The organism is Streptomyces sp. SudanB52_2052 (genome assembly GCF_964272415.1).
GTDB lineage: Bacteria > Actinomycetota > Actinomycetes > Streptomycetales > Streptomycetaceae > Streptomyces > Streptomyces olindensis.
The window spans coordinates 3,451,376-3,474,361 of record NZ_OZ186796.1 but is presented as its reverse complement, the minus strand read 5'-3'; the positions used below and the strand labels follow the sequence as shown (position 1 = coordinate 3,474,361).

The 22,986-nt window shown below is 72.2% G+C and carries 24 protein-coding genes; 8 read left to right on the top strand and 16 right to left on the bottom strand.

Annotated features, from left to right (window positions below; translation table 11 throughout):
* Window positions 1-27: 27 nt before the first annotated feature.
* On the top strand, window positions 28-1,311 hold the full coding sequence (locus ACSUPV_RS15195) for a thymidine phosphorylase (protein WP_037757520.1): 1,284 nt from the start codon (window positions 28-30) through the stop codon (window positions 1,309-1,311).
* Window positions 1,312-1,589: 278 nt separating this feature from the next.
* On the opposite strand, the gene ACSUPV_RS15190 is transcribed toward ACSUPV_RS15195, so the two are convergent.
* Together ACSUPV_RS15190 and ACSUPV_RS15185 are read right to left on the bottom strand one after the other, a co-directional pair.
* Window positions 1,590-1,727 (bottom strand): hypothetical protein, encoded by a 138-nt coding sequence (locus ACSUPV_RS15190; RefSeq protein ID WP_436947660.1) that lies wholly within the window; start codon window positions 1,725-1,727, stop codon window positions 1,590-1,592.
* A 10-nt stretch (window positions 1,728-1,737) separates the two neighbouring features.
* Window positions 1,738-2,658, bottom strand: coding sequence for an AEC family transporter (locus ACSUPV_RS15185; protein WP_031119820.1), 921 nt, complete (start codon window positions 2,656-2,658; stop codon window positions 1,738-1,740).
* A gap of 134 nt (window positions 2,659-2,792) precedes the next feature.
* On the opposite strand from ACSUPV_RS15185, the gene ACSUPV_RS15180 reads away from it, so the two are divergent.
* Window positions 2,793-3,179 carry an STAS domain-containing protein gene (locus tag ACSUPV_RS15180; protein ID WP_359791176.1) on the top strand — a complete coding sequence of 129 codons (387 nt, stop codon included), beginning with the start codon at window positions 2,793-2,795 and terminating at the stop codon, window positions 3,177-3,179.
* Here ACSUPV_RS15180 and ACSUPV_RS15175 read toward each other — a convergent pair.
* The 3 genes from ACSUPV_RS15175 to ACSUPV_RS15165 all read right to left on the bottom strand — a co-directional run bounded on the left by ACSUPV_RS15175 (window position 3,063) and on the right by ACSUPV_RS15165 (window position 6,771).
* Complete coding sequence (locus ACSUPV_RS15175; RefSeq protein WP_031119818.1) at window positions 3,063-4,079, bottom strand: sigma-70 family RNA polymerase sigma factor; 1,017 nt, start codon at window positions 4,077-4,079, stop codon at window positions 3,063-3,065. The genes ACSUPV_RS15180 and ACSUPV_RS15175 overlap by 117 nt on opposite strands.
* Before the next feature lie 180 nt (window positions 4,080-4,259).
* Window positions 4,260-5,390 carry a DNA polymerase III subunit beta gene (dnaN, locus tag ACSUPV_RS15170; protein WP_436947659.1) on the bottom strand — a complete coding sequence of 377 codons (1,131 nt, stop codon included), beginning with the start codon at window positions 5,388-5,390 and terminating at the stop codon, window positions 4,260-4,262.
* Window positions 5,391-5,499: 109 nt separating this feature from the next.
* A complete protein-coding gene (locus tag ACSUPV_RS15165) occupies window positions 5,500-6,771 on the bottom strand; it encodes an MFS transporter (RefSeq protein WP_436947658.1) in 1,272 nt (423 codons plus the stop codon).
* Window positions 6,772-6,834: 63 nt separating this feature from the next.
* On the opposite strand from ACSUPV_RS15165, the gene ACSUPV_RS15160 reads away from it, so the two are divergent.
* Complete coding sequence (locus tag ACSUPV_RS15160; RefSeq protein ID WP_436947657.1) at window positions 6,835-7,794, top strand: LysR family transcriptional regulator; 960 nt, start codon at window positions 6,835-6,837, stop codon at window positions 7,792-7,794.
* Window positions 7,795-7,893: 99 nt separating this feature from the next.
* Here ACSUPV_RS15160 and ACSUPV_RS15155 read toward each other — a convergent pair whose 3' ends face one another.
* Window positions 7,894-8,652 (bottom strand): alpha/beta hydrolase, encoded by a 759-nt coding sequence (locus ACSUPV_RS15155; protein WP_031119814.1) that lies wholly within the window; start codon window positions 8,650-8,652, stop codon window positions 7,894-7,896.
* Window positions 8,653-8,775: 123 nt separating this feature from the next.
* On the opposite strand from ACSUPV_RS15155, the gene ACSUPV_RS15150 reads away from it, so the two are divergent.
* Complete coding sequence (locus tag ACSUPV_RS15150; RefSeq protein WP_436947656.1) at window positions 8,776-9,933, top strand: adenosine deaminase; 1,158 nt, start codon at window positions 8,776-8,778, stop codon at window positions 9,931-9,933.
* Window positions 9,934-10,074: 141 nt separating this feature from the next.
* Window positions 10,075-10,431, top strand: coding sequence for a hypothetical protein (locus ACSUPV_RS15145; RefSeq protein ID WP_037757531.1), 357 nt, complete (start codon window positions 10,075-10,077; stop codon window positions 10,429-10,431).
* Between the two features lie 82 nt (window positions 10,432-10,513).
* On the opposite strand, the gene ACSUPV_RS15140 is transcribed toward ACSUPV_RS15145, so the two are convergent.
* The 5 genes from ACSUPV_RS15140 to afsQ1 form a co-directional block, all read right to left on the bottom strand.
* Window positions 10,514-10,726 (bottom strand): PspC domain-containing protein, encoded by a 213-nt coding sequence (locus tag ACSUPV_RS15140; protein ID WP_031119811.1) that lies wholly within the window; start codon window positions 10,724-10,726, stop codon window positions 10,514-10,516.
* Window positions 10,727-10,789: 63 nt separating this feature from the next.
* Window positions 10,790-11,374 (bottom strand): VanZ family protein, encoded by a 585-nt coding sequence (locus ACSUPV_RS15135; protein WP_031119810.1) that lies wholly within the window; start codon window positions 11,372-11,374, stop codon window positions 10,790-10,792.
* 85 nt (window positions 11,375-11,459) lie between these two features.
* Window positions 11,460-12,149, bottom strand: a complete 690-nt coding sequence (locus tag ACSUPV_RS15130) for a hypothetical protein (protein ID WP_359787714.1) — start codon at window positions 12,147-12,149, stop codon at window positions 11,460-11,462.
* Window positions 12,149-13,753: a sensor histidine kinase gene (locus tag ACSUPV_RS15125; protein ID WP_037757534.1), complete on the bottom strand. Its 1,605-nt coding sequence runs from the start codon at window positions 13,751-13,753 to the stop codon at window positions 12,149-12,151. The genes ACSUPV_RS15130 and ACSUPV_RS15125 overlap by 1 nt, the downstream gene beginning before the upstream one ends.
* Window positions 13,750-14,427 (bottom strand): two-component system response regulator AfsQ1, encoded by a 678-nt coding sequence (afsQ1, locus tag ACSUPV_RS15120; protein WP_010048893.1) that lies wholly within the window; start codon window positions 14,425-14,427, stop codon window positions 13,750-13,752. Before afsQ1 ends, ACSUPV_RS15125 begins: the two co-directional genes overlap by 4 nt.
* A 238-nt stretch (window positions 14,428-14,665) precedes the next feature.
* Between afsQ1 and ACSUPV_RS15115 the strand changes: the two genes are divergently transcribed.
* Complete coding sequence (locus ACSUPV_RS15115) at window positions 14,666-15,421, top strand: SigE family RNA polymerase sigma factor (protein WP_031119806.1); 756 nt, start codon at window positions 14,666-14,668, stop codon at window positions 15,419-15,421.
* Window positions 15,422-15,594: 173 nt separating this feature from the next.
* On the opposite strand, the gene ACSUPV_RS15110 is transcribed toward ACSUPV_RS15115, so the two are convergent.
* Entirely contained in the window at window positions 15,595-16,299 is a 705-nt protein-coding gene (locus tag ACSUPV_RS15110) for a uridine kinase family protein (protein WP_436947654.1), read from the bottom strand.
* A 56-nt stretch (window positions 16,300-16,355) separates the two neighbouring features.
* Between ACSUPV_RS15110 and ACSUPV_RS15105 the strand changes: the two genes are divergently transcribed.
* Entirely contained in the window at window positions 16,356-16,760 is a 405-nt protein-coding gene (locus tag ACSUPV_RS15105; RefSeq protein ID WP_382612856.1) for a hypothetical protein, read from the top strand.
* A gap of 77 nt (window positions 16,761-16,837) precedes the next feature.
* Here ACSUPV_RS15105 and ACSUPV_RS15100 read toward each other — a convergent pair whose 3' ends face one another.
* From ACSUPV_RS15100 to deoC, 3 genes are read right to left on the bottom strand one after another with little or no spacing between them, the layout of a single operon-like run.
* Window positions 16,838-17,761, bottom strand: coding sequence for an aldehyde dehydrogenase family protein (locus ACSUPV_RS15100; RefSeq protein ID WP_436947653.1), 924 nt, complete (start codon window positions 17,759-17,761; stop codon window positions 16,838-16,840).
* Complete coding sequence (locus tag ACSUPV_RS15095; RefSeq protein WP_031119802.1) at window positions 17,754-19,190, bottom strand: aldehyde dehydrogenase family protein; 1,437 nt, start codon at window positions 19,188-19,190, stop codon at window positions 17,754-17,756. The genes ACSUPV_RS15100 and ACSUPV_RS15095 overlap by 8 nt, the downstream gene beginning before the upstream one ends.
* Window positions 19,191-19,195: 5 nt before the next feature.
* On the bottom strand, window positions 19,196-20,158 hold the full coding sequence (gene deoC, locus ACSUPV_RS15090; RefSeq protein ID WP_436947652.1) for a deoxyribose-phosphate aldolase: 963 nt from the start codon (window positions 20,156-20,158) through the stop codon (window positions 19,196-19,198).
* A 123-nt stretch (window positions 20,159-20,281) separates the two neighbouring features.
* Between deoC and ACSUPV_RS15085 the strand changes: the two genes are divergently transcribed.
* Window positions 20,282-20,998 (top strand): PH domain-containing protein, encoded by a 717-nt coding sequence (locus tag ACSUPV_RS15085; protein WP_436947651.1) that lies wholly within the window; start codon window positions 20,282-20,284, stop codon window positions 20,996-20,998.
* A gap of 113 nt (window positions 20,999-21,111) precedes the next feature.
* On the opposite strand, the gene ACSUPV_RS15080 is transcribed toward ACSUPV_RS15085, so the two are convergent.
* Complete coding sequence (locus tag ACSUPV_RS15080) at window positions 21,112-22,758, bottom strand: phospho-sugar mutase (RefSeq protein ID WP_436947650.1); 1,647 nt, start codon at window positions 22,756-22,758, stop codon at window positions 21,112-21,114.
* Window positions 22,759-22,986 lie beyond the last annotated feature (228 nt).

Sequence of the window (22,986 nt, the reverse complement as noted above, 5' to 3'; positions counted from 1 at the left end):
TCTGGAACCCTCGGAAGGAAGCAAGTCATGGCCATGGACGCCATCTCCGTCATCCGCACCAAGCGGGACCGCGGCGAGCTCGGTGACGAGCAGATCGACTGGATCATCGACGCGTACACCCGCGGGGAGGTGGCCGACGAGCAGATGTCGGCCCTCGCGATGGCCATCCTGCTCAACGGCATGAACCGCCGTGAGATCGCCCGCTGGACGGCCGCGATGATCGCCTCCGGCGAGCGCATGGACTTCTCGTCCCTGTCCCGCCCGACGGCGGACAAGCACTCCACGGGCGGCGTCGGCGACAAGATCACCCTGCCGCTGGCGCCCCTGGTGGCCGCCTGCGGCGCGGCCGTCCCGCAGCTCTCGGGCCGCGGCCTCGGCCACACGGGCGGCACGCTGGACAAGCTGGAGTCGATCCCCGGCTGGCGGGCCCTGCTCTCGAACGAGGAGATGCTGTCCGTCCTGGAAGGCACCGGCGCGGTGATCTGCGCGGCGGGCGACGGCCTGGCCCCCGCCGACAAGAAGCTCTACGCACTGCGCGACGTCACGGGCACGGTCGAGGCCATCCCGCTGATCGCCTCCTCGATCATGTCGAAGAAGATCGCCGAGGGCACGGGCTCGCTGGTCCTGGACGTGAAGGTGGGCACGGGCGCCTTCATGAAGACGATCGAGGACGCCCGGGAACTGGCCTCCACGATGGTCGGCCTGGGCACGGACCACGGCGTGAAGACGGTCGCGCTCCTGACGGACATGTCGACCCCGCTCGGCCTGACGGCGGGCAACGCCCTGGAGGTCCGCGAGTCGGTCGAGGTCCTGGCGGGCGGCGGCCCGGCGGACGTGGTCGAGCTGACGATCGCCCTGGCCCGCGAGATGCTCGACGCGGCGGGCATCAGGGACGCCGACCCGGCGAAGGCCCTGGCCGACGGCTCGGCGATGGACGTCTGGCGCCGCATGATCGCGGCCCAGGGCGGCGACCCGGACGCGGAGCTCCCCGTCGCCCGCGAACAGCACGTGATCAAGGCCCCGGCCTCCGGCGTCCTCACCCGCCTCGACGCCTACGGCATCGGTGTCGCCGCCTGGCGCCTGGGCGCGGGCCGTGCCCGCAAGGAGGACCCGGTGCAGGCGGGCGCGGGCGTGGAACTGCACGCCAAGCCGGGCGACCGGGTCACCGAGGGCCAGCCCCTCCTGACCCTCCACACGGACACCCCCGAGCGCTTCGAGTACGCGCTCCAGTCGGTGGAGGGCTCGTACGACATCGCAGCGCCGGGCACGACCTTCACGGCGTCGCCGGTGGTGCTGGAACGTATCGCCTGAGCAGGCGTTTTCCCCTTCGGGTGAACGGGATCGGTGGACCGCCGCCGGTCCCGTTCAGTGTGTTCAACGACGCCATGAGCGTGCTCGACGGTGACTACCTCAAGGCCGACACTCACTGGGACGAACTGCTGTGGGTCTGGGAACAGACGCAGGCCCCCAAGGGCGACCTCTCACCACCGCATCGCCGAAAGCATCCACCGACGCCTCTCCGGGGTGATTCCCGAGCACTGGCACATCTTCCAATGGCTGGGCACGGCCGTTCCAGCCCGGCTGGGCCTCTACGTGCCCGACCTCGCCGTCGTACCGGAGGTGCCGGCCGGGCCGCCTGCGGCGCGGCCGTCCCGCAGCTCTCGGGCCGCGGCCTCGGCCACACGGGCGCCACGCTCGACCTCGAACTCGACATCGGAGAGTTCCACGGGCCCTGGGTCATCCGAGCAGCGCCGCCACCACCACCAGAACCGGCACCGCCAGCACCGTCGACAGCAAGATCGCCTCTCGGGCGAGAACCTCCCCCACCCGATAGCTGCTCGCGTACGTGAACAGGTTCTGCGCCGCCGGCAGGGCGGACGTCACCACCACGTCGAGCAGGGGTGCTCCGTGGAGGCCGAAGACGCCCGCTGCCAGGGCCCAGGCGGCCAGGGGCTGGAGGAAGGACTTGAGGGCGACCGCGAGGAGGACGGGAGCCCGTTCCGCGCCCCGCAGGGGCAGCGTGCTGCCGCGCAGCGAGATGCCGAAGGCGAGGAGCACGGCCGGGACCGACATGTTGCCGATCAGGGTCAGGGGGTCCATCAGGGGCCCGGGGACGTCGAGGCCCGCCGCGGAGGCCGCCACACCGGCCAGGGAGCCCACGGCTATCGGGTTGCGGAGGGGGGTGAGCAGGCGCTGCCACAGCGGCCGTTTCTCACCGCCCTGCGCCAGGTCCAGGACCGTGAGCGCCACCGGCGTGACACCGACCAGCTGGAACAGCAGCACCGGCGCGACCAGTGACGCGTCGCCCAGCACGTACACGGCGATCGGGATGCCGAGGTTTCCGGAGTTGACGTAGCTGGAGCACAGCGCGCCGATCGTCGTCCGGCCCACGCCCCACCCGCGGACGGCACCCACCGCCACGAAGACCCCCGCCGCCACCGCCGTGCTCATGGCCGTCACCAGCAGCCGGTCGGAGAAGATCACCGACAGGTCGGCCCGCGCCAGTGTCGTGAAGAGCAGGGCCGGTGACGCCACGTGGAACGCCAGCTTCGTCAGGACCTCGCGCCCGCCGTCCCCCAGATACCCCCGGCGGCCGATCAGATAGCCGACCCCGATGACGACGGCGATGACCGCGAACCCGCTCAACACCCCCTGCACATCGGCTCCTCCCCGGCGAAGAGGGCATCGGACAGCGGGGGCGGAGCGGATGCATGGGGCATACAGCCAACCCTCCGGGGAAGGCCGTACCCGGGTCAATGTGATCCTCGGCGCCGAGAGGACGGACAGCCGCGATGAGTTACCACCGCCCGGGCGGTCTACCGATCGTGGACGCCATGACACCGCCCGTGCTCGTACTGCCCGGCTCCGTCACCCGGGACGAGGTGAGAGGGCTGAGCGACGACGTGCGGGCACTGCTGCACGGCAGTGGAGCCCGGGTCGTGGTGTGCGATGTCGGAGGCCTGGGACCGCCGGGCCTCGCCACCGTGGACCTGCTGGCGCGGCTGCAGCTGGCCGCCCGCCGGGCCGGCGGCCGGATCAGGCTGCGCGACCCCGACCCGGCCCTACGCGCGCTCCTCGACCTGGTCGGCCTCCGCTTCGAGGTGGAGGGGCAGGCCGAACAGCGGGAACCAGCGCTGGGTGTCGAGGAAGCAGTGGAACCCGGTGATCCGGCCGTCTGAGATCTCCAGCACCTGGACCGCCCACGGCGAGAAGCCGCCCTTCTCCGGGTCCGGCTTGTACTGGGCGAACCCGGGCAGGCCATTCACCTGCACCGGCACCAGCCGGGAGCCCGCGCAGGGCGCGCCGAGGGTGGTCATGAAGCCGGTGATGTCCCGCACGCCGGTCAGCCACAGGTCGAACGGCGGCATCGTCATGACCGCGTCCTCGTGCAGCAGGGCCGTCAGCGCCGTCATGTCGTAGCCCTCGAAGGCCGCGACATAGCGGTCCAGCAGCTTCTGCTGGTCCTCGTCCAGCGGGTCGGACACGGCCGCGTCGGCGCCCGGCTCCTGCCGCTCGGCGAGGGTGGCGCGGGCCCGCTGGAGGGCGCTGTTGACCGACGCCACCGAGGTGTCCAGCAGCTCGGCGACCTCGCTCGCCTTCCAGGCCAGGACCTCGCGCAGGATCAGCACGGCCCGCTGCTTGGCCGGCAGCTGCTGCAGGGCGGCCATGAAGGCGAGCCGCACGGTCTCCTTGGCGACCGCCGCCTCCGCCGGGTCGTCGGTCGTGGGCAGCACGCGGGCGTCCGGCATGGGCTCCAGCCAGGTGTTGTCCGGTCGGGGGGAGAGGGCCGCCTGGGCGAGCGGGGTGGAGTCGGTGAGGTCCATGGGCCGGGCGCGCTTGTTGCCCGCGGTCAGCATGTCCAGGCACACGTTGGTCGCGATGCGGTAGAGCCAGGACCGCAGGCTGGAGCGGCCCTCGAACTTGTCGTAGCTGCGCCAGGCGCGGACCAGCGTGTCCTGCACCGCGTCCTCGGCTTCGAAGGAGGAGCCGAGCATCCGGTAGCAGTACCCCGTCAGCTCGGTCCGGTGTGCCTCCAGCCTGGTGTCCAGATCCGTCGGTGTCGCCGTGCCGTTCGCCATCCCGCCCACCCCTGTGGAAGTTCTGTTCACGCGCCTTTGCGCCCCAGCACTTCGGAAGCTACCGCAGCCCACTGACAACGGCCCCCCGAGCGGGCGAACGCACAGGTCAGCAGCGGTGATCCACTGCGGTCCGGCAGGCCCGCGCCTCTTCACAGCAGCTGCACCCCATGCCCGGCCGCCTCACACGAGCTGCTTCACCGACATCAGCAGATGCCGGTGCGCCCCGGCGGCCGCCCCCTGCTCGTCGACGGCGTGCAGCAGCGCCCGCTGCCCCGCCCCCAGCAGTTCCAGCCGCACCCGCGGGCTCTCGAAGGACGTCAGCGCGTCCAGCAGGTAGGCCGGGTTGAACGCCACCGGCACCTCCTCGGCGCCGCTCAGCACGGCCGGCAGCCGCTGGGCCGCCACGTCGTCCCCGTAGCCCGCGCGCAGCAGTACGGAGCCGTCGGCCGAGAAGTCCAGCCGCACCGGACTGTTCGCCTCCGCCACCACCGCGACCCGCCGCACCGCCTCCGCGAGCGCCGCGCACTCCACCTCGGCGACCGCCGCCCCCGCCATGTCGAACAGCGACGTGTAGGCCGGCAGCCGCCCGTCGAGCAGCCGCAGCGCCGTCCGCGTCCGCCCGCCCTCGAACCCGAAGAGTCCACCGCCTCCGCCCGGCTCCCACCCGAGCACCACGTCACCGCACCGCCCCAGCGAGCGCGCGAGGTCGAGCAGCCGCCGCGCGGGCAGCAGCGCCTCCACCGCGCCGTCCAGGGCCGCCGCCGGCTTCCACTCCAGCCGCCGCACGGCGTACCGGTAGCGGTCCGAGGCCGACAGCGTCATCTCCCCGTCCTCCAGGCGCAGTTGGACGCCCGTCAGCAGCGGCAGCGTCTCGTCGCGCCCGGCCGCGACCGCGACCTGCGCGACGGCCGTCGCGAACGCGTCGGCGTCCACCGTGCCGCACGGCGCGGGCGCCGCGGGCAGGGCCGGGTACTCGGCGAGCGGCAGCGTCGACAGTCCGAAGCGCGTCCCGTCCGCCTCCACCGTGAACCGCGACGCCTCCAGCGCACAGCTCACCGACCCCTCCGGCAGCACCCGGCAGACCTCCAGCAGTCGCCGCCCCGGCACGAGCACCCGCCCCGGCGCGGTGACCTCCGCGTCGGCCTCCACCCGTACCGCCGCCTCGAAGTCGAACCCCGTCACAGCCAGCCGCCCCGCGTCCGCCTCCAGCAGCAGCCCGCCCAGCACCGGCACCGGCGTCCGGGCGGGCAGCGCCCGTACCGCCCGGCCCACGGCCTCGGCGAACGCCGTACGGTCGATGCGGAACTCCATGAAAGATCCCCCTGGTCGAATCCGGTGGTCAGCGGAGGCGGACGTTATCCGCCCCCACTGACAACCGGCCCCGACCAGGGGGAACGGTCCGTGCAGGGTTTCCGGCCCCTCAGGCGGCCGTGGTGAGCCTGCGCTGCATCCGCGCCGCCCGCGTGCCGAACACCGTGATCGTCACGACGCCGAGCACGGCGAGCAGCCCGACCCCGACGGTCCCCGGCCAGCCGCCCGCGTGGAAGGCGAGGGCGCCGACCGTGCTGCCCGCGCTGGAGCCGACGTAGTACGCGGACTGGTACAGCGCCGAGGCCTGGGCGCGGCCGTGGGAGGCCGTCTTGCTGACCGCCGAGGAGGCCACCGCGTGGCCCGCGAAGAAGCCGCCGGTGATGAGGACCAGCCCCAGCAGGACCAGCGGGAGGGAACCCGCGAGGGACAGCAGCAGGCCCGCGGCGGTCGTACCGCCCGCCGCGTACAGCGCGCCCCGGCGGCCCAGCCGGCCCACCAGACGGCCGGCCGTCGACGCCGACACCGTCCCGACCAGGTACACGAGGAAGATCGAGCCGATGATGCCCTGCGGCAGCGAGAACGGGGCCTCGGTCAGCCGGTAGCCGATGACCGTGTACACACCGCCGAACACCGTCATGAACAGCGCGCCGATCGCGTACAGCCGGCACAGCAGCGGGTTGGACAGGTGGTCGCGGACCGTCCGGGCCAGCACGCGCGGGCGCAGCGACCCGGCCTTGAAGTTCCGCGGCGCCGGAAGCAGCACCCGGAACGCCACCGCGCAGGCGACGGCGATCGCGCCGATCACCCCGACGGCGACCCGCCAGCCCCACTCCTGCGCGACCCAGCCGGTGATGACCCGGCCGCTCATCCCGCCGACGCTGTTGCCCGCGACGAACAGCCCGATCGCGGTGACCAGCGCCTTGGGGCTGACCTCCTCGGCGAGATACGCGGTCGCCGACGCCGGCAGCCCGGCCAGGGCCGCGCCCTGGAGCGCCCGCAGCACGACCAGGACACCCAGCGAGGGGGCGAAGGGCACCAGCAGTCCGACGGTCACCGCCACCGCCAGCGAGGCCGTCATGACCGCCCGCCGTCCGAAGCGCTCCGACAGGGCGCTCATCGGCAGGACGAACAGGGCCAGCCCGCCCGTCGCGGCGGCCACCGTCCAGCTCGCGTCGCTCGCCGCCACCCCGAACTCGCCGGAGATCAGCGGGAGCAGCGCCTGCGTGGAGTACAGCAGCGCGAAGGTCGCGACACCCGCGAGGAAGAGGGCGAGGCTCATCCGGCGGTAGCCGGGCCCGCCCGGGGACATACGTGAGTCGACGGCAGGGACGGAGGCAGCGGCGCCCACGGTGGTGGACGCCCCGGTACTGGCGGGAGACATGCCTCGAAAGTACGTACGCCGCCACTGATCCGTCCAATGCATGGAACGGTCATAATCGTTCCCATGGCGCATCAACCGAGTTCACAGCCTCGTCTGTCACCATCCAGTGACACAGAAGACATGGCGGAGATGTCGAGGGTGCTGGCTCCCCGCCTCGCCTACTTCGCCGGCGTCGCCCGTACCGAGCACGTCACCCGCGCCGCGCAGGAGATGAACGTCCCGCAGTCGACCCTCTCGCGGTCCATGGCCCGTCTGGAGCAGGACCTCGGTGTCGACCTCTTCGCCCGCCACGGCCGCACGCTCTCCCTCACCCCGGCCGGCCGCACCTTCCTCACCTCCGTCGAACGCGCCCTGGCCGAGATCGAGCGCGCCGCCGAGGAGGTGCGCGCCGACGCCGACCCCACCACCGGCAAGGTCGCCTTCGGCTTCCTGCACACCATGGGCGCCGAGACGGTCCCCGGCCTCCTCCAGGCCTTCCGCGCCGATCATCCGCGGGTGCGCTTCAGCCTCGTCCAGAACTACGGCGAGGCCATGCTCGAACGCCTGCGCGCGGGCGAACTGGACCTCTGCCTGACCTCCCCGGTCCCGGACGCCCCCGACCTGGTCGCCCGCCGCCTGGATGAGCAGAAACTCCGCCTGGTCGTGCCCGCCGACCACTCCCTCGCGGACCGCCGCCGCATCCGCCTCGCCGAGGCCGCGGACGAAATGTTCGTCACCCTGGAACCCGGCTACGGCCTCCGCCGCATCACCGACGACCTCTGCAAGGAGGCCGGCTTCAAGCCGCGCATCGCCTTCGAGGGGGAGGAGGCGGAGACCCTGCGGGGCCTGGTGGCGGCGGGCCTGGGGGTGGCTCTCCTGCCGCCGCCCGCCGTCCCCCGCCCAGGGGTGGTCGAACTGACGGTGACGGCCCCCCGAGCGGCCCGCGAGATCGGCGTGGCCTGGCTGGAGGGCAGACCTGACACACCCCCCGTAGCAGCGTTCAAGAAGTTCTTGCTTTCAAGGAGGGGAAGCTTGTTGCCCTGATTGGGGGCGCGGGGCTGTGTTCCCTGTGCGGCTCCGCCGCATGGGCGCGAACAACCACCCACGACCCGCACCCCGCAACGCACAGGCACTCCAACGGCGCTACCGCCTCGAAGGCCTGAACCCCGCAGCCAACGGCATCCGCAACCCCAACGGCGGCGGCGCGGCCAGCGCATCCCGCACCGGCCGGGACACCGCCCGCCCGAACAAAACCCCCATCACGAAGTCCTCGGCCAGTGCCAGCACTTCGTCCCGGTACTGAGTCAACCCGTGCCCGTCCGCGTGCACTTCGAACCGGCACACGTCCCGGTTCGCCTTCTTCGCCCGTGCCGCCAGCCGGAACGACAACTCCGGATCCGTCCGCTCGTCGTTCGTGCCGTGCACGATCAGCACCTGCCGCCCGGCCAGCTGCTTCACCGGCTCCGGCGACGCCGCCACGTCCTCCTCCGGCAGCCAAGGGGCGAGCGCCAGCACGGAGTTGACCGCCTCGTGCCCGCCCGCGCGCAGCGCCGCCCGACCGCCCATGCCGAGCCCGGCGAGGCAGACGGGGACGTCTCCGTAACGCCGTACGACCTCGTCGGCCGCCCAGGCCGCGTCACGCGCGAGATTCGCCTCGCTGCCGTTCCAGCCGCGGCAGCGGTAGTGCACCACGTGCACGGCGAGGCCCTCCGCCCGGCCCGCCCGGGCCAGCCGGCGCCCCAGGGCCCGTACGGAGGCGGTCGCCAGCAGGGGCGACGGTCTGCGGCCGGAGACCTCGTCACCGCCGGGCAGCAGCAGCACCACGCCGCTCACCGCCGTCGGTTCCGGACCGAGTGACCTGCCCAGCCGGGCCCTGCGAACCGGCGTCGCTTGGTGTGCCATGACAGAACAGTGTCAGAAGCGCGGGTGTACTCAACCCGTCCCCGGGGTCACCGTTACGTATCGACGAAAACGTCAACCTTCCGAGCACGCGCGATCTACGCGCGTAGGAGTTAGAGTGCGGAAATGACGAGCCAGACCATCGCGAACACCCCGACACCGGACCAGATCCACCGGGCGCCCAAGGTCCTGCTGCACGATCACCTCGACGGCGGCCTGCGCCCCGCCACGATCGTCGAACTCGCCCGCGCGACCGGCTACTCCCAGCTCCCCGACACCGACCCGGAGAAGCTCGGCGTCTGGTTCCGCGAGGCCGCCGACTCCGGCTCCCTGGAGCGGTACCTGGAGACGTTCTCGCACACCGTCGGCGTCATGCAGACCCGCGACGCCCTGGTCCGGGTCGCCGCCGAGTGCGCCGAGGACCTCGCCGCGGACGGCGTCGTCTACGCCGAGGTGCGCTACGCCCCCGAACAGCACCTGGAGGGCGGCCTGAGCCTGGAAGAGGTCGTCGAGGCCGTCAACGAGGGCTTCCGGGAAGGGGAGCGGCGCGCCCGGGAGAACGGGCAGCGCATCCGCGTCGGCGCCCTGCTCACCGCCATGCGGCACGCGGCCCGGGCCCTGGAGATCGCCGAACTCGCCAACCGCCACCGCGACCTGGGTGTGGTGGGTTTCGATATCGCGGGTGCCGAGGCCGGCTACCCGCCCACCCGGCACCTGGACGCCTTCGAGTACCTCAAGCGCGAGAACAACCACTTCACCATCCACGCCGGCGAGGCGTTCGGGCTGCCGTCCATCTGGCAGGCCCTCCAGTGGTGCGGCGCCGACCGGCTCGGGCACGGCGTCCGGATCATCGACGACATCCAGGTCCACGAGGACGGCCGGGTCGAACTCGGGCGGCTCGCCTCGTACGTCCGGGACAAGCGCATCCCGCTGGAGCTGTGCCCGAGCTCCAACCTCCAGACCGGCGCCGCTGCCTCGTACGCCGAGCACCCCATCGGGCTGCTGCGCCGGCTGCACTTCCGGGCCACGGTCAACACGGACAACCGCCTGATGTCCCACACCAGCATGAGCCGGGAATTCGAGCACCTTGTCGAGGCATTCGGTTACACGCTCGACGACATGCAGTGGTTCTCTGTCAATGCGATGAAATCAGCGTTCATTCCTTTCGATGAACGACTCGCCATGATCAATGACGTGATCAAGCCTGGTTATGCCGAGCTGAAATCCGAATGGCTGTTCCGGCAGACGGTCTCTACCAGCGGTTCTGCGACTCCGGAGAGCTGATCCGGGGGTCATCGCAACACAGGGAATGCGGGCGGTGTTCACCACCCGTCCGCATTTCGATGTTTGCGGCGGACGGCGGCGCGTGACTACGGTCGCTGGACCGCTCACACACCCCGTCATCCCATTACGAGGACGCATTTAATGAAGCAGTCTGCTGCCAAGTCCCTCGGTGTCGCCGCTCTCGGTGCCGCCTTCGCCGCCGCCGGTGCGGGTGCCGCCAACGCCGCGGCCCCGGCCCTCCCGGACACGGCCCGGACGCTGGAGACCGTCACCGCGGCGCTCCCGGCGGAGCAGCTCTCCCAGACGCTGCCGGGCTCGGGCGAGGCGCTGGGCCAGGGGCAGACGGCGACCGGCGCCGGTCTCGCCGCCGCCCAGCCGGTCGGCGAGCAACTGCTCGCCGAGGGCCCGACCGGCCCGGCCGCCGAGCTGCTCGGCGGGCTCCCGGTCCAGGGCCTGCCCACGCACGGCCTGCCGGTGAACGGCGTTCCGGTCGGCTGACCCTTCCGCCGAGGCGGACACACACCGATGGGGCGCACCCTGGAGACAGGGTGCGCCCCATCGGCGTTCTCGCGTACGGGCGTTACCAGGCCGTCTGCGCCTTGTTGCGCACCTTGTCCTCGGCGGGCAGCAGGATCCACAGCGCGATGTACAGCAGGAACTGCGGGCCGGGCAGCAGGCACGAGACCAGGAAGATCACCCGCATCGTCGTCGCGGAGGTGCCGAAGCGCTGGGCCAGCGCGGCGCACACTCCGCCGATCATGCGGCCGTGGGTGGGGCGGGTGAGGCGGGACATGTGCGACTCCTTCAGCGTCGGTGCGTGAGGCCTCTCGTCCGAGTACCCCATCCGCACTCCACGCTACGGAGACGAAGGGGGCAAAGCGTCGCTCCACGGGGCGATCCCGACCCTGGGAATCGTCGGGGTCCGACCCTGAGCCGGGCCCTCCGGGGCCAGGGGCGCGCGGGGCGGACGGGCGGTGGTGCGGCGGCGCAGCCAGGAGCGGCCGGCGGGAACCAGCGCGAGGTGCGCGAGGACCACGCCCGCGGTGTTCAGGAACAGCGAGTCGACGTCGACGACCTGGCCGGGAACACCGGTCTGCAGCAGTTCGATGCCCAGCGACAGCAGGGCGCCGGCCGCGACGGTGCGCAGCAGGGACGCCAGCGGCGAGACGAACAGCCTGCCGCTCGCCATCGGCAGCAGCACGCCCAGCGGGGCGAGCAGGGCCAGCTTCTCCCCGATGTGACGGGCCGCCTCCGGCCAGCCCAGGGCGAGATCGGCTCTGACGCCGGCGAACGGCCGCAGGTTGGCGGGCATCACCCAGGGAACGTCCAGCGGCCGCAGCGTGAACCAGGCGACGAACGCGAGGTGTGCGACGAGGAGGACACCTCCTGTCACACGGATGCGGAACGCGGCGCTGCCGCCGATGGAGCCTTGACGCTGCACGCCCCCCTAGACGCGGCCTCCGGCGGGATCGGTTCCGGGATGCCCCCCGATACGGCTGTGAGGCATGCGCCACAGCCTGCCCGGCTCACTCCCCGGCCACGTCCTTCGACGGCGGTTCCGTGCTGCCCGGGCGGGCCCGTACCTCGTCGGTGCACTCGTAGCGGCGCGGCGGCCCGGCACCGGGACCGCCCAGGACCACGGAGCCGTCGCCCTGGGCCGCGGCCGAGTCGGAGAACGTGCAGACGATCTGGGCGAGCGCGTACGAGGTGAGGCCGTCCGGCGCCATGCTCAGCCGCAGCGTCTCCTCCGGGTCGCCGGGCCGGGGCCGGCCGACGGTGATGCCGCCGCGTACGTCCGTGCTGTAGCCGGCCTCCTTCTCGGCGGGCGACGGCGGCTGCGCGAGCTGGTCCAGCAGGCCCTGCGCCACCAGCATGCGCCGCTCGGAGTCGGCCGCGCCGTCCGGGACCCGCACGGTCCGGTCGACGGTCACGAGCGAGGACCCGCACAGCAGGAACACCTGCACCGGCAGCCCCCGGGCGGCCTGCGTGGACACGTCCGGCTCGGACAGCGAGCACCGCACCCGCGAGGGCGCGGGCCCGAAGTTCGTCGGCACCTCCGTGGCCCGGATGCCGCAGCCGGCGAGCAGCACCGCGAGCACGGGCAGGGCGACCAGACGGGACGCGGCCCTCGTGCGGGACACGGCCCTCGTGCGGGGCTCCGGGCCGTCGCGGCGGACGCGTGGGGTGGCCGCCGCCCGCGGACGTCGTACGTGCATCAGGCGTCCCCCTTCGAGTCCTCGCCCCGGGACCGGTCGGCGTCCTGGTCCGGCTTCTGCTCGTCCTCGGCGGGCGGGTCCGCCGCCGCCGACGTGTCGCGCGGCAGCCGCAGGGTGAACACCGCGCCGGAGTCGGGCGAGTTGGCCGCGGTGATCTCGCCGCCGTGGATGTGGGCGTTCTCCAGGGCGATGGACAGGCCCAGGCCGCTGCCCTCGGAGCGCGGCCGGGAGGCGCTCGCCTTGTAGAAGCGGTCGAAGACGTGCGGCAGGACGTCCTCGGGGATGCCCGGCCCGTGGTCCTGCACCTCGATGACGATCGAGTCGTCCGCCTCCCGTACGGACACCCGCACCGGGGAGCCGCCGTGCTTGAGCGCGTTGCCGATGAGGTTGGCCAGGATGACGTCCAGGCGGCGCGGATCGATGCGGGCGTGGATGCCGCGCTCGGCGTCCAGCTCGACCGCGTCCAGCCAGGCGCGGGCGTCGATGCAGGCGGTGATCTGGTCGGCGATGTCGACGTCGTCCAGGACGAGCCGGGCGGTGCCCGCGTCGAAACGGGTGACCTCCATCAGGTTCTCGACCAGGTCGTTCAGCCGCCGCGTCTCGCTGACGACGAGCCGCACGGCCGGCTCGATCATCGGGTCCATGCTGCCGGTCTCCGCCTCCAGCTCCTCCTCCAGCACCTCCGTGACGGCGGTGATGGCGGTCAGCGGCGTGCGCAGCTCGTGGCTCATGTCCGCCACGAACCGCCGGGACGCCTCGTCCCGCGCGGCCATGTCGGCGACCCGTTTCTCCAGCGCCTCGGCCGCGTTGTTGAACGTCCGCGACAGATCGGCCAGCTCGTCCGTCCCGGACACCCGGAGCCGGGTGTCCAGCTTGCCCTCGCCGAGCCGCCGCGCGGCTGTACCGAGGCGCTGCACCGGCTTCAGCACGGTCGTCGCCGCGGCCTGCGCGAGCAGCGCCGAGCCGATCAGCGCGAGGCCCGTGGCGATGCCGAGCGACCAGGCCAGCGAGTTGAGGTCCTTGGCCTCCGGCTCCAGCGACTTGAGCATGTACCCGGTCGGGCCGCCGCCGATCACGCGCGTCCCGGCCACCAGGTACGGGGTGTCGTGGTCGATCACCCGCTGCCAGTACAGGTGGTGCGGGTGCTTGTTGGCCCCGTCGATCTTCTGCGTCCGGTTCACCGCCGTGCGCAGCGACACCGGCACGTCCCGCAGCGAGAAGCCGCTCAGCCCGCCGGAGCTGCCGTAGACCGTCCGCCCGTCGGCGTTGCGGGCGACCAGCAGCACGCTGAAGCGCTGGTCGCTGCCCGCCATCTGGCCCGCGGTGTGCTGCAGCTCGTCCTGCGTCGGATGCTCGGGCAGCGCGCTCGCCCGGTTCTGCATCTCCTGCTCGAAGTCGCGCAGCACGGCGTCCTGGGTGCGGGTGAGCACGGCCTCCCGGTTGAGCCAGTACGCGATGCCGGACGCGGACACGGCCGCCGTCAGGGCCACCAGGCCGAAGACGAGGACCAACCTCAGCCGCAGGCTCGTGAAGCGCAGCCGCGACGAAACTCCCTTGCGCGCCGCGGTCCAGCCGCGGTCCCCCCCTTGGTGCCGCTGTGTCACTGAGGCGGATCCAGCCGGTAGCCGACACCCCGCACGGTACGGATCAGCGTCGGGGACGACGGCACGTCCTCGACCTTGGCGCGCAGCCGCTGGACACAGGCGTCCACCAGCCGCGAGTCACCCAGGTAGTCGTGCTCCCACACCAGCCGCAGCAGCTGCTGCCGCGACAGCGCCTGCCCCGGCCGCCGGCTCAGCTCCAGCAGCAGCCGCAGCTCGGTCGGCGTGAGCTGGAGGTCCTCGCCGTTCTTCGTCACGGTCATCGCCGAGCGGTCGATGACGAGGCTGCCGAACGTCGCCGCGTCGTTGGACTCCCGCTCGCCGCGCCGCAGCACGGCCCGGATCCGGGCGTCCAGCACCCGCCCCTGCACCGGCTTGACGACGTAGTCGTCGGCGCCGGACTCCAGCCCGACGACGACGTCGATGTCGTCGCTGCGCGCGGTCAGCAGGATGATCGGCAACTGGTCCGTGCGCCGGATGCGTCGGCACACCTCGAACCCGTCGATGCCGGGCAGCATCACGTCCAGCACGATCAGATCCGGCCGCTGCTCGCGCAGCAGCTTCAGACCGTCCTCACCGCTGGCAGCGGTCGCCACGCGGTGACCCTGGCGCGTCAGAGAGAGCTCCAGGGCCGTCCGGATGGCGTCGTCGTCCTCGATCAGCAACAGGGAAGGCACGGGCTCATTCTGGCCCATGGAGGGCGCGGGGTTCGACCTGTGGGCCGAGATGGGGCCCGCGCCTACCGCCGACGCCTGTGTACGAGGTGTGTCGGGCCTGTGGCCGACCCCTGTGACAGGTCTGTGACAGTCGGCGGACACGGCCATGAAAGTGCGGCGGCAAGCTTTTCGGCACAGGCAAGGAAGCCCGCCCGACCGGCGGGCCGCACACCGGTAAGTCCACGACGGGGGGCGCGAGATGAACACGCTGCACGGCACCACCACCAGCGCAGTGATCACGCGTCTCCACGACGTGCACCGGGGGTCCGAGAAGTCCGGTGCCGTGAGCGGGCGGGGGTGCGCTCGCGGCGCCGGGCGTCAGCACACCGCGTTCATGACGGTGGTTGACGCGCACACGGGGGACAGCAAGGGGACGGGGGCGGCTCACGGGGGAGCCGCGTACAGGGAGGACTCGGGGGAGCGTCGTTCGCTGACGGAGGCGGAGTTCACCGCCTACGTCCAGGAGCGCCGCGCCTCCCTGTACGCCACCGCCTACCACCTCACCGGCGACCGCTTCGAGGCCGAGGACCTGCTGCAGAGCGCGCTGTTCTCGACCTACCGGGCGTGGGACCGGATCAGTGACAAGGCCGCGGTCGGCGGATACCTCCGCCGCACCATGACCAACCTGCACATCAGCGCCTGGCGGCGCCGCAAGCTCAACGAGTACCCGACCGAGGAACTGCCGGAGACGCCCGGCGACACGGACGCGATGCGCGGCACCGAGCTGCGCGCGGTCCTGTGGCAGGCGCTGGCCCGGCTGCCCGAGCTCCAGCGCACCATGCTGGTCCTGCGCTACTACGAGGGCCGCACGGACCCGGAGATCGCGGAGATCCTCGACATCAGCGTCGGCACGGTGAAGTCCAGCATCTGGCGGTCGCTCCGCCGGCTGCGCGAGGACGAGGTCCTCAGCTTCGGCCGTGACGAGGAGGACGCCTTCGGCGAGCTCGTCGCCTGAAGGTTCGGGGGGGAAGCACCACGAGGGGGCCCACGGGGGAACTGCGGAGGCGCTGGGGGGCGTCTCCTCAGGAAGTGGGGGACACGGGGGAGCACAAGAGCGGGACTGGAGGGCCGGGGGGTCCGTCCGGTCCCGCTTTCTTGTGCCTACCGTTTCTTGTGCCTGCCGTCCGCTCAGGCCGCCGTGCGCAGGTTCGCGCAGCGGCCCGCGGCGGCGGATGCCAGGCGGCCCATTGCCTCGTCGCGGTCGCAGGCGTGCGCGCCCAGCGCGGTCTGGCGGGCGACGATCGAGCGTTCCTGCCGCATCAGGCGCCAGCCGCGGCGCAGCAGGAACGGCACCGACTTGCGGCCCTCCCGCAGATCGCGCAGGAAGCGGCGCCGGAAGGTCTTCACCGGGCCGCGGCTCAGGCACAGTGCGTCGGCGAGGACGCCGAGCTCCTGGCAGCGCGTGACGATCTCGGCGGCGAAGACGCCCTCGGCGATGAACAGCGGGGTCCGTCCGATATCGACCGTCTCCGCGCCGGTACGGGCGCTGAGCCCGATGTCGTAGACGGGGACGTCCGTACGACCCGTGCGGCACAGCTCGGTGATCGCGGCGACGGCCGTGTCCGCGTCCCACGAGTCCGGATGGTCCCAGTCGATGTCGGAACTCCCCGCCACCAGGGGCAGCGTCGGGTCGTCACCCTCCTTGTAGAAGTCGTCGAGCCGGAGCACCGGGAGGCCGGAGCGGGCCGCGAGGAGGGACTTGCCGGAGCCTGAGGGGCCGCAGAGCAGCACGACTCGCGTCGGTATGGGCAGAGGGGAACTCACGGGACACCAGTGTGAGGCATCCACCGGGGGCCGTACGACCCCGCGGGTCGCCTTTGATGCGCGCGTCACACCTCAACTACCCTTTGTGTCTTTTATGTTACTCAGTGCATCAGAAGGTGGCAGCGATGGCCCGGCACGACTCTCCCAAGAAGCCGACGGCCCGGCGCGCCCTGGCCGTCCTCGTGACCGCGGGAGCGGCACTGGGAGCGGGTACGGCGACGGCCGCGGCGGATGCCGAGTCGGTCCTGGGCGTGGTCAACACCCGGCCCGCCTCCCTCGGCAGGATCGACCCCCAGGCCGGCCTCCAGGCCACCACCGGCACCCTCGGCTACGTCACCGGCCCCGTCGCGGGCCTCAAGCCCAACCCGCTCGCCGGCACGGGTGTCGACCCGCTCGACAACGGCGTCGGCACCAAGCTCGCCGACTTCAAGCCGATGACGTCCCAGGCGCTGACCGGGCCGGTGGCGCAGGCCCCGTCGGTCGAGAGCATCCCGGTGGTGGGACAGGCGGCGGGGCTGCTCTCGCGGTGACCCGCACCCCGGCCGCGCGAGGAGAAGCCCCGGCCCTCTCGGACGGAGGAGGGCCGGGGCTTCCGCACAGGGGGCGGTCAGTACGAGGAGCCCGAGGCGCCCAGTGACCCCGTGGGGTGCCAGACCGTCTTGGTCTCCAGGAACGCCGTCATGCGGTCGATGCCGGGAGTCTCCGTGTAATCCACAGGCTGTGGACGGAGTACGCGCTTGAGGTTGTCGGCCGCGGCGATCTCCAGCTCCTTCGCCAGGACCTCGTCGGCGCCCGCGAGGTCGATCGCGTTGACGTCCTGGTGGGCGGCGAGCGGGGTGGCGATCTCCGCCGTGCGGCCCGACAGGACATTGACCACGCCGCCGGGGACGTCCGAAGTGGCCAGCACCTCGGCCAGGGACAGCGCGGGCAGCGGGGCCGTCTCACTCGCCACGACGACCGCCGTGTTGCCCGTCGCGATCACCGGGGCGAGCACCGACACCAGGCCCAGGAACGACGACTCCTGCGGCGCCAGCACCGCCACCACGCCCGTCGGCTCGGGGGAGGACAGGTTGAAGAACGGGCCCGCGACCGGGTTCCCGCCGCCGACCACCTGGGCGATCTTGTCGGTCCAGCCCGCGTACCAGACCCACCGGTCGATCGTCGCGTCCACGACCGCGGCGGCCTTGGACTTCCCCAGGCCCTCCGCGTCCGCCACCTCACGCACGAACTGGTCCCGGCGGCCCTCCAGCATCTCGGCGACGCGGTAGAGGACCTGACCCCGGTTGTACGCCGTCGCCCCGGACCAGCCGCCGAACGCCTTGCGGGCCGCGACGACCGCGTCCCGGGCGTCCTTGCGGGAGGAGAGGGGCGCGTTGGCCAGCCATTTGCCCTTCCCCGCCGCGTCAGCGGCTGATGTCTTCGTGGTCACCTCGTACACCCGGCCGCTCTCGGAACGCGGGAACTTCCCGCCGACGTACAGCTTGTAGGTCTTGAAGACACTGAGACGCTGCTGTTCGGACTTCTCAGACATCGAGGTACGCCTCCAGGCCGTGGCGGCCGCCCTCGCGGCCGAAGCCCGACTCCTTGTAACCGCCGAACGGCGAGGTCGGGTCGAACTTGTTGAACGTGTTGGACCACACGACACCCGCGCGGAGCTTGTTCGCGACCGCCAGGATCCGCGAGCCCTTCTCCGTCCAGATGCCGGCGGACAGGCCGTACGGCGTGTTGTTGGCCTTGGCGACCGCCTCGTCCGGCGTGCGGAACGTCAGCACCGACAGCACCGGGCCGAAGATCTCGTCGCGGGCGATCCGGTGCGCCTGGGTGACGTTCGTGAACAGCGTCGGGGCGAACCAGTAGCCGCTCTCCGGCAGTTCGCACGCCGGGGACCAGCGCTCGGCGCCCTCCGCCTCGCCCTGCTCGACGAGCGAGGTGATGCGCGTGAGCTGCTCCTCGGAGTTGATCGCACCGATGTCCGTGTTCTTGTCCAGCGGGTCGCCGAGACGGAGCGTGGAGAGCCTGCGCTTCAGGGAGTCCAGCAGCTCGTCCTGGATCGACTCCTGGACCAGCAGACGGCTGCCCGCGCAGCAGACCTGGCCCTGGTTGAAGAAAATGCCGTTGACGATGCCCTCGACGGCCTGGTCGATCGGGGCGTCGTCGAAGACGATGTTGGCGCCCTTGCCGCCGAGCTCAAGGGTGAGCTTCTTGCGGGTGCCCGCGACCGTCCGCGCGATCTCCTTGCCGACGGCGGTGGAGCCGGTGAAGGCCACCTTGTTCACGTCCGGGTGGGCGACCAGCGCCGCGCCCGTGTCGCCGTAGCCCGGGAGGATGTTGACGACGCCCTTGGGCAGGCCCGCCTGGCGGCAGATGTCCGCGAAGAACAGGGCCGACAGGGGCGTGGTCTCCGCGGGCTTCAGGACGACCGTGTTGCCGGTGGCGAGCGCGGGGGCGATCTTCCAGGCCAGCATCAGCAGCGGGAAGTTCCAGGGGATGACCTGGCCCGCGACACCGAGCGGACGGGGGTTCGCGCCGAAGCCGGCGTGGTCGAGCTTGTCGGCCCAGCCCGCGTAGTAGAAGAAGTGCGCCGCGACCAGGGGGAGGTCCGCGTCGCGGGTCTCCTTGATCGGCTTGCCGTTGTCCAGGGTTTCCAGGACGGCGAGCTCGCGGGACCGCTCCTGGATGATCCGCGCGATGCGGAACAGGTACTTGGCGCGCTCCGAGCCCGGCAGCGCCGACCACTTCTCGAACGCCCGGCGCGCGGCCTTCACCGCACGGTCGACGTCCTCGGAACCGGCCTGCGCGATCTCGGAGAGGACCTCCTCGGTGGACGGGGAGACGGTCTTGAAGACCTTGCCGTCCGCCGCCTCGACGAACTCGCCGTCGATGAACAGGCCGTAGGAGGGCGCGATGTCGACGATCGCGCGGGACTCGGGGGCCGGGGCGTAATCGAATACGGGTGCCATGGTGATCAGTCCACCGTCACGTAGTCGGGGCCGGAGTAGCGGCCGGTGGCCAGCTTCTGGCGCTGCATCAGCAGGTCGTTCAGCAGTGAGGAGGCGCCGAAACGGAACCAGTGGTTGTCCAGCCAGTCCTCGCCCACGGTCTCGTTGACCAGGACGAGGAACTTGATGGCGTCCTTGGAGGTGCGGATGCCGCCGGCCGGCTTCACACCGACCTGGATGCCGGTCTGCGCACGGAAGTCACGTACCGCCTCCAGCATGAGGAGCGTGTTCGCCGGGGTCGCGTTGACCGCGACCTTTCCGGTCGAGGTCTTGATGAAGTCCGCCCCCGCCAGCATCCCGAGCCAGCTCGCGCGGCGGATGTTGTCGTACGTCGAGAGCTCGCCCGTCTCGAAGATGACCTTCAGGCGCGCGGACGTCCCGCAGGCCTCCTTCACGGCCGTGATCTCGTCGTACACCTTCAAGTATCGGCCCGCCAGGAACGCCCCGCGGTCGATGACCATGTCGATCTCGTCGGCGCCCGCGGCGACGGCCTCGCGGACGTCGGCCAGCTTGACAGTGAGCGGGGCGCGGCCGGCCGGGAACGACGTGGCCACCGAGGCGACCTTCACGCCGGAGCCGGCGACGGCCTCCTTGGCCACGGCCACCATGTCGGGGTAGACGCAGACCGCGGCCGTGCTGGGCGTCGTACGGTCGGTCGGGTCGGGCTTGACCGCCTTCGCGCCGAGCGCCCGGACCTTGCCCGGGGTGTCCGCGCCTTCCAGCGTCGTCAGGTCGACCATCGAGATGGCGAGGTCGATGGCGTACGCCTTCGCGGTCGTCTTGATCGAACGGGTGCCGAGGGAGGCCGCACGCTCCTCGAGCCCGACCGCGTCGACGCCCGGAAGCCCGTGGAGGAAGCGGCGCAGCGCGCTGTCGGACGCGGTGACGTCCTTGAGGGGGTGAGCTGCGGTGAGTGCAGAACTGGGCATGGTCACCAGACGAGCATATCTACGCGCGTAGCGGCTGTACAGCCCTCCGCTTCTTCCCGGACCGTCCTACGGAGAGCCTCGGGCGGATGACGGAGCGCCGGACCGGTCCGGCAGAATCGAGACATGACGAGCCCCGAACCCCAGTCACCGGCACCGCAGCCTTCGGAGCCCGAGTCCCAGGACCGGGTGTTCCGGTCGGTTCCGGCCATCGCCGGTGGCGCGATGCTGCTCGCCATCGCCGCGTGGATCGGCATCGACGCGGTGATCAACGGCGAGGGCCGCACGCCCTGGCTGGCGCTCGCCGTGCTGCTCCTGGTCGTGCCGCTGGTGGTCGCCTTCACGCTGCGGCCCGCCGTGTACGCGGGGAACGACCGGCTGCGGATCCGCAATCCCTGGCGGGTCGTCGTGGTGCCCTGGGGGGAGGTCGCCTCGCTGCGGTCCGCCTACTCGAACGAGGTCCTCACCGAGTCCGGTGCGAAGTACCAGCTGTGGGCCGTCCCCGTCTCGCTGCGCGCCCGCAAGCGGGCCGCGCGGCGTGAGATGCGGGCGACGGCGCAGGCGCGGCGGCAGATGGGGCAGGACGGGGGCCGCGAGGGCCGCGGCGGCGGTGCGCTCGGCGCGCGGTCCGGGCTCGGTGGCGGTTTCGGGGCGGGGCCCCTGTCCGACGGGCCGGTGCGGGCCGAGACCGACCGGATCATGGACGATCTGCGCGCTCTGCACGAGGACCGGCGCGAGGCGGCTTCGGCGCAGGGGGAGGTGACCGTGCGATGGGCCTGGGAGGTCGTGGGTCCGGCGGTTGCCGGGGCGGTTGTGGTGCTGATTCTGGTGGCGGTGGGCTGACGGTACGGGGTGCTGGGCTGACGTACGGGGTGGTGGGCTGACGTACGGGGTGGTGGGGTCCGGTGGTTCGGTGGTTCGGGGCGGCGCCCGGCCGGGGGCCGGGCGCCGGGGTGTCAGATTCCCGCCGCCGTCGACAGGTCCCGCTTGATCGACTCCAGGAGGTTCGTCGCCTTCGCGCGGGCCGCGGGGAGGTCGGCGTGTGACGCCACCGGGATCACCACCTCCAGGTAGCACTTCAGCTTCGGCTCCGTGCCGCTCGGGCGGACGATCACCCGGGCGCCGTCGAGCGTGTAGCGCAGGCCGTCCGTGGGCGGGAGGGTGTCCGTGCCCTGGGTGAGGTCGTCGGTGCGGGTGATGGGCAGGCCGGCCAGCTCCGTCGGGGGCTGCTCGCGCAGGCGGCGCATCGCGGCGGCGATGAGCGAGAGATCCTGGACGCGGACCGAGAGCTGGTCCGTGGCGTGCAGGCCGTGCTCCACCGCCAGGTCGTCGAGGAGGTCGAGCAGGCTGCGGCCCTCCTCCTTGAGCTGCGAGGCCAGTTCCGTGATCAGGAGCGCGGCCGTGATGCCGTCCTTGTCGCGGACGCCGTCGGGGTCCACGCAGTAGCCGAGGGCCTCCTCGTAGCCGTAGCGCAGGCCCTCCACGCGGGCGATCCACTTGAAGCCGGTGAGCGTCTCGACGTGCGGCAGGCCCGCCTTCCCGGCGATACGGCCGAGGAGGGAGGACGAGACGATCGACTCCGCGAACGCGCCGGTCACCCCGCGGCGGACCAGGTGGGCGGCGAGCAGGGCGCCGACCTCGTCGCCGCGGAGCATGCGCCAGTCGGTGCCGTCCTGCACCGCGACGGCGCAGCGGTCCGCGTCCGGATCGTTGGCGATGATCAGGTCCGGGGCGGTCTCGCGGGCCTTGTCGAACGCCAGGTCCATCGCGCCGGGCTCCTCCGGGTTGGGGAACGCGACGGTCGGGAACTCCGGGTCGGGGTCGGCCTGCTCCGCGACCAGCACCGGCTCCGGGAAGCCCGCGCGGGCGAAGGCGGCGAGGAGGACGTCCTTGCCGACGCCGTGCATCGCCGTGTACACCGTGCGGGCCGTGCGCGGGGAACCCTTGGCGAGGACGGCGTCGGTGCGGGCGAGGTAGGCGTCGAGGACGCTGTCGTCGAGGGTGTCCCAGCCCTCGGTGGGGCGGCGGACGGTGGTGAGGGACGGAACGGCGGCGATCTCCGCGGCGATCTCGGCGTCCGCCGGGGGGACGATCTGGGAGCCGTCGCCGAGGTACACCTTGTAGCCGTTGTCGCGGGGCGGGTTGTGGCTGGCGGTGACCTCCACGCCGGCGACCGCGCCGAGGTGCCTTATCGCGAAGGCGAGGACGGGGGTGGGGAGGGGGCGTGGGAGGATCGCCGCGCGCAGACCCGCGCCGACCATGACGGCGGCGGTGTCGAGGGCGAAGTCGTGCGACTTGTGCCGGGCGTCGTAGCCGATGACGACGAGGCCGGCCGTGTCGTCCCCGTGCGGGGTCCCCTGCTTCCTGAGGTACGCGGCGAGGCCCGCGGCGGCGCGGATGACGACCGAGCGGTTCATGCGCATGGGGCCGGCGCCGAGTTCGCCGCGGAGGCCGGCGGTGCCGAACTGGAGGGTGCCGGAGAAGCGGGCGGCGAGTTCGGCGTGGTCCTGGGCGTCGATGAGGCGGGCGAGCTCGGCGCGGGTGTCCGGGTCGGGGTCCTCGGTGAGCCACGCCTGGGCCTGTGCGATGAGTTCGTCGTGCACGGTGTGGTGTCAGCCTCTCGCTCGTTGGTCGGTGCCGGGTGCCTCCGGCGGTGGGGTGGGGTGCCTGCGGCGGCCTGTGGCTGCTTCGGTGGGGGTGCGCGTGCTTGCGCCTGCCGCCGGGTGGTGGGTCGGGTCCGCGCCGGGGGGTGTCCGTCCTCGGAACGGCGCGATGGGGTTGCGTACCGACTAACCCCCCGTTGACGCGCCAACCGCTGCGGGCGGACACCC

Excerpts from the sequence above, each read along its gene's own strand:
- ACSUPV_RS15195 (WP_037757520.1), top strand. The coding sequence starts at position 28 with ATGGCCATGGACGCCATCTCCGTCATCCGCACCAAGCGGGACCGCGGC.
- ACSUPV_RS15180 (WP_359791176.1), top strand. The coding sequence starts at position 2,793 with ATGAGTTACCACCGCCCGGGCGGTCTACCGATCGTGGACGCCATGACA.
- ACSUPV_RS15175 (WP_031119818.1), bottom strand. The coding sequence starts at position 4,079 with ATGGCGAACGGCACGGCGACACCGACGGATCTGGACACCAGGCTGGAG.
- dnaN (WP_436947659.1), bottom strand. The coding sequence starts at position 5,390 with ATGGAGTTCCGCATCGACCGTACGGCGTTCGCCGAGGCCGTGGGCCGG.
- ACSUPV_RS15165 (WP_436947658.1), bottom strand. The coding sequence starts at position 6,771 with ATGTCTCCCGCCAGTACCGGGGCGTCCACCACCGTGGGCGCCGCTGCC.
- ACSUPV_RS15160 (WP_436947657.1), top strand. The coding sequence starts at position 6,835 with ATGGCGCATCAACCGAGTTCACAGCCTCGTCTGTCACCATCCAGTGAC.
- ACSUPV_RS15155 (WP_031119814.1), bottom strand. The coding sequence starts at position 8,652 with ATGGCACACCAAGCGACGCCGGTTCGCAGGGCCCGGCTGGGCAGGTCA.
- ACSUPV_RS15150 (WP_436947656.1), top strand. The coding sequence starts at position 8,776 with ATGACGAGCCAGACCATCGCGAACACCCCGACACCGGACCAGATCCAC.
- ACSUPV_RS15145 (WP_037757531.1), top strand. The coding sequence starts at position 10,075 with ATGAAGCAGTCTGCTGCCAAGTCCCTCGGTGTCGCCGCTCTCGGTGCC.
- ACSUPV_RS15140 (WP_031119811.1), bottom strand. The coding sequence starts at position 10,726 with ATGTCCCGCCTCACCCGCCCCACCCACGGCCGCATGATCGGCGGAGTG.
- ACSUPV_RS15130 (WP_359787714.1), bottom strand. The coding sequence starts at position 12,149 with ATGCACGTACGACGTCCGCGGGCGGCGGCCACCCCACGCGTCCGCCGC.
- ACSUPV_RS15115 (WP_031119806.1), top strand. The coding sequence starts at position 14,666 with ATGAACACGCTGCACGGCACCACCACCAGCGCAGTGATCACGCGTCTC.
- ACSUPV_RS15105 (WP_382612856.1), top strand. The coding sequence starts at position 16,356 with ATGGCCCGGCACGACTCTCCCAAGAAGCCGACGGCCCGGCGCGCCCTG.
- ACSUPV_RS15100 (WP_436947653.1), bottom strand. The coding sequence starts at position 17,761 with ATGTCTGAGAAGTCCGAACAGCAGCGTCTCAGTGTCTTCAAGACCTAC.
- ACSUPV_RS15095 (WP_031119802.1), bottom strand. The coding sequence starts at position 19,190 with ATGGCACCCGTATTCGATTACGCCCCGGCCCCCGAGTCCCGCGCGATC.
- deoC (WP_436947652.1), bottom strand. The coding sequence starts at position 20,158 with ATGCCCAGTTCTGCACTCACCGCAGCTCACCCCCTCAAGGACGTCACC.
- ACSUPV_RS15085 (WP_436947651.1), top strand. The coding sequence starts at position 20,282 with ATGACGAGCCCCGAACCCCAGTCACCGGCACCGCAGCCTTCGGAGCCC.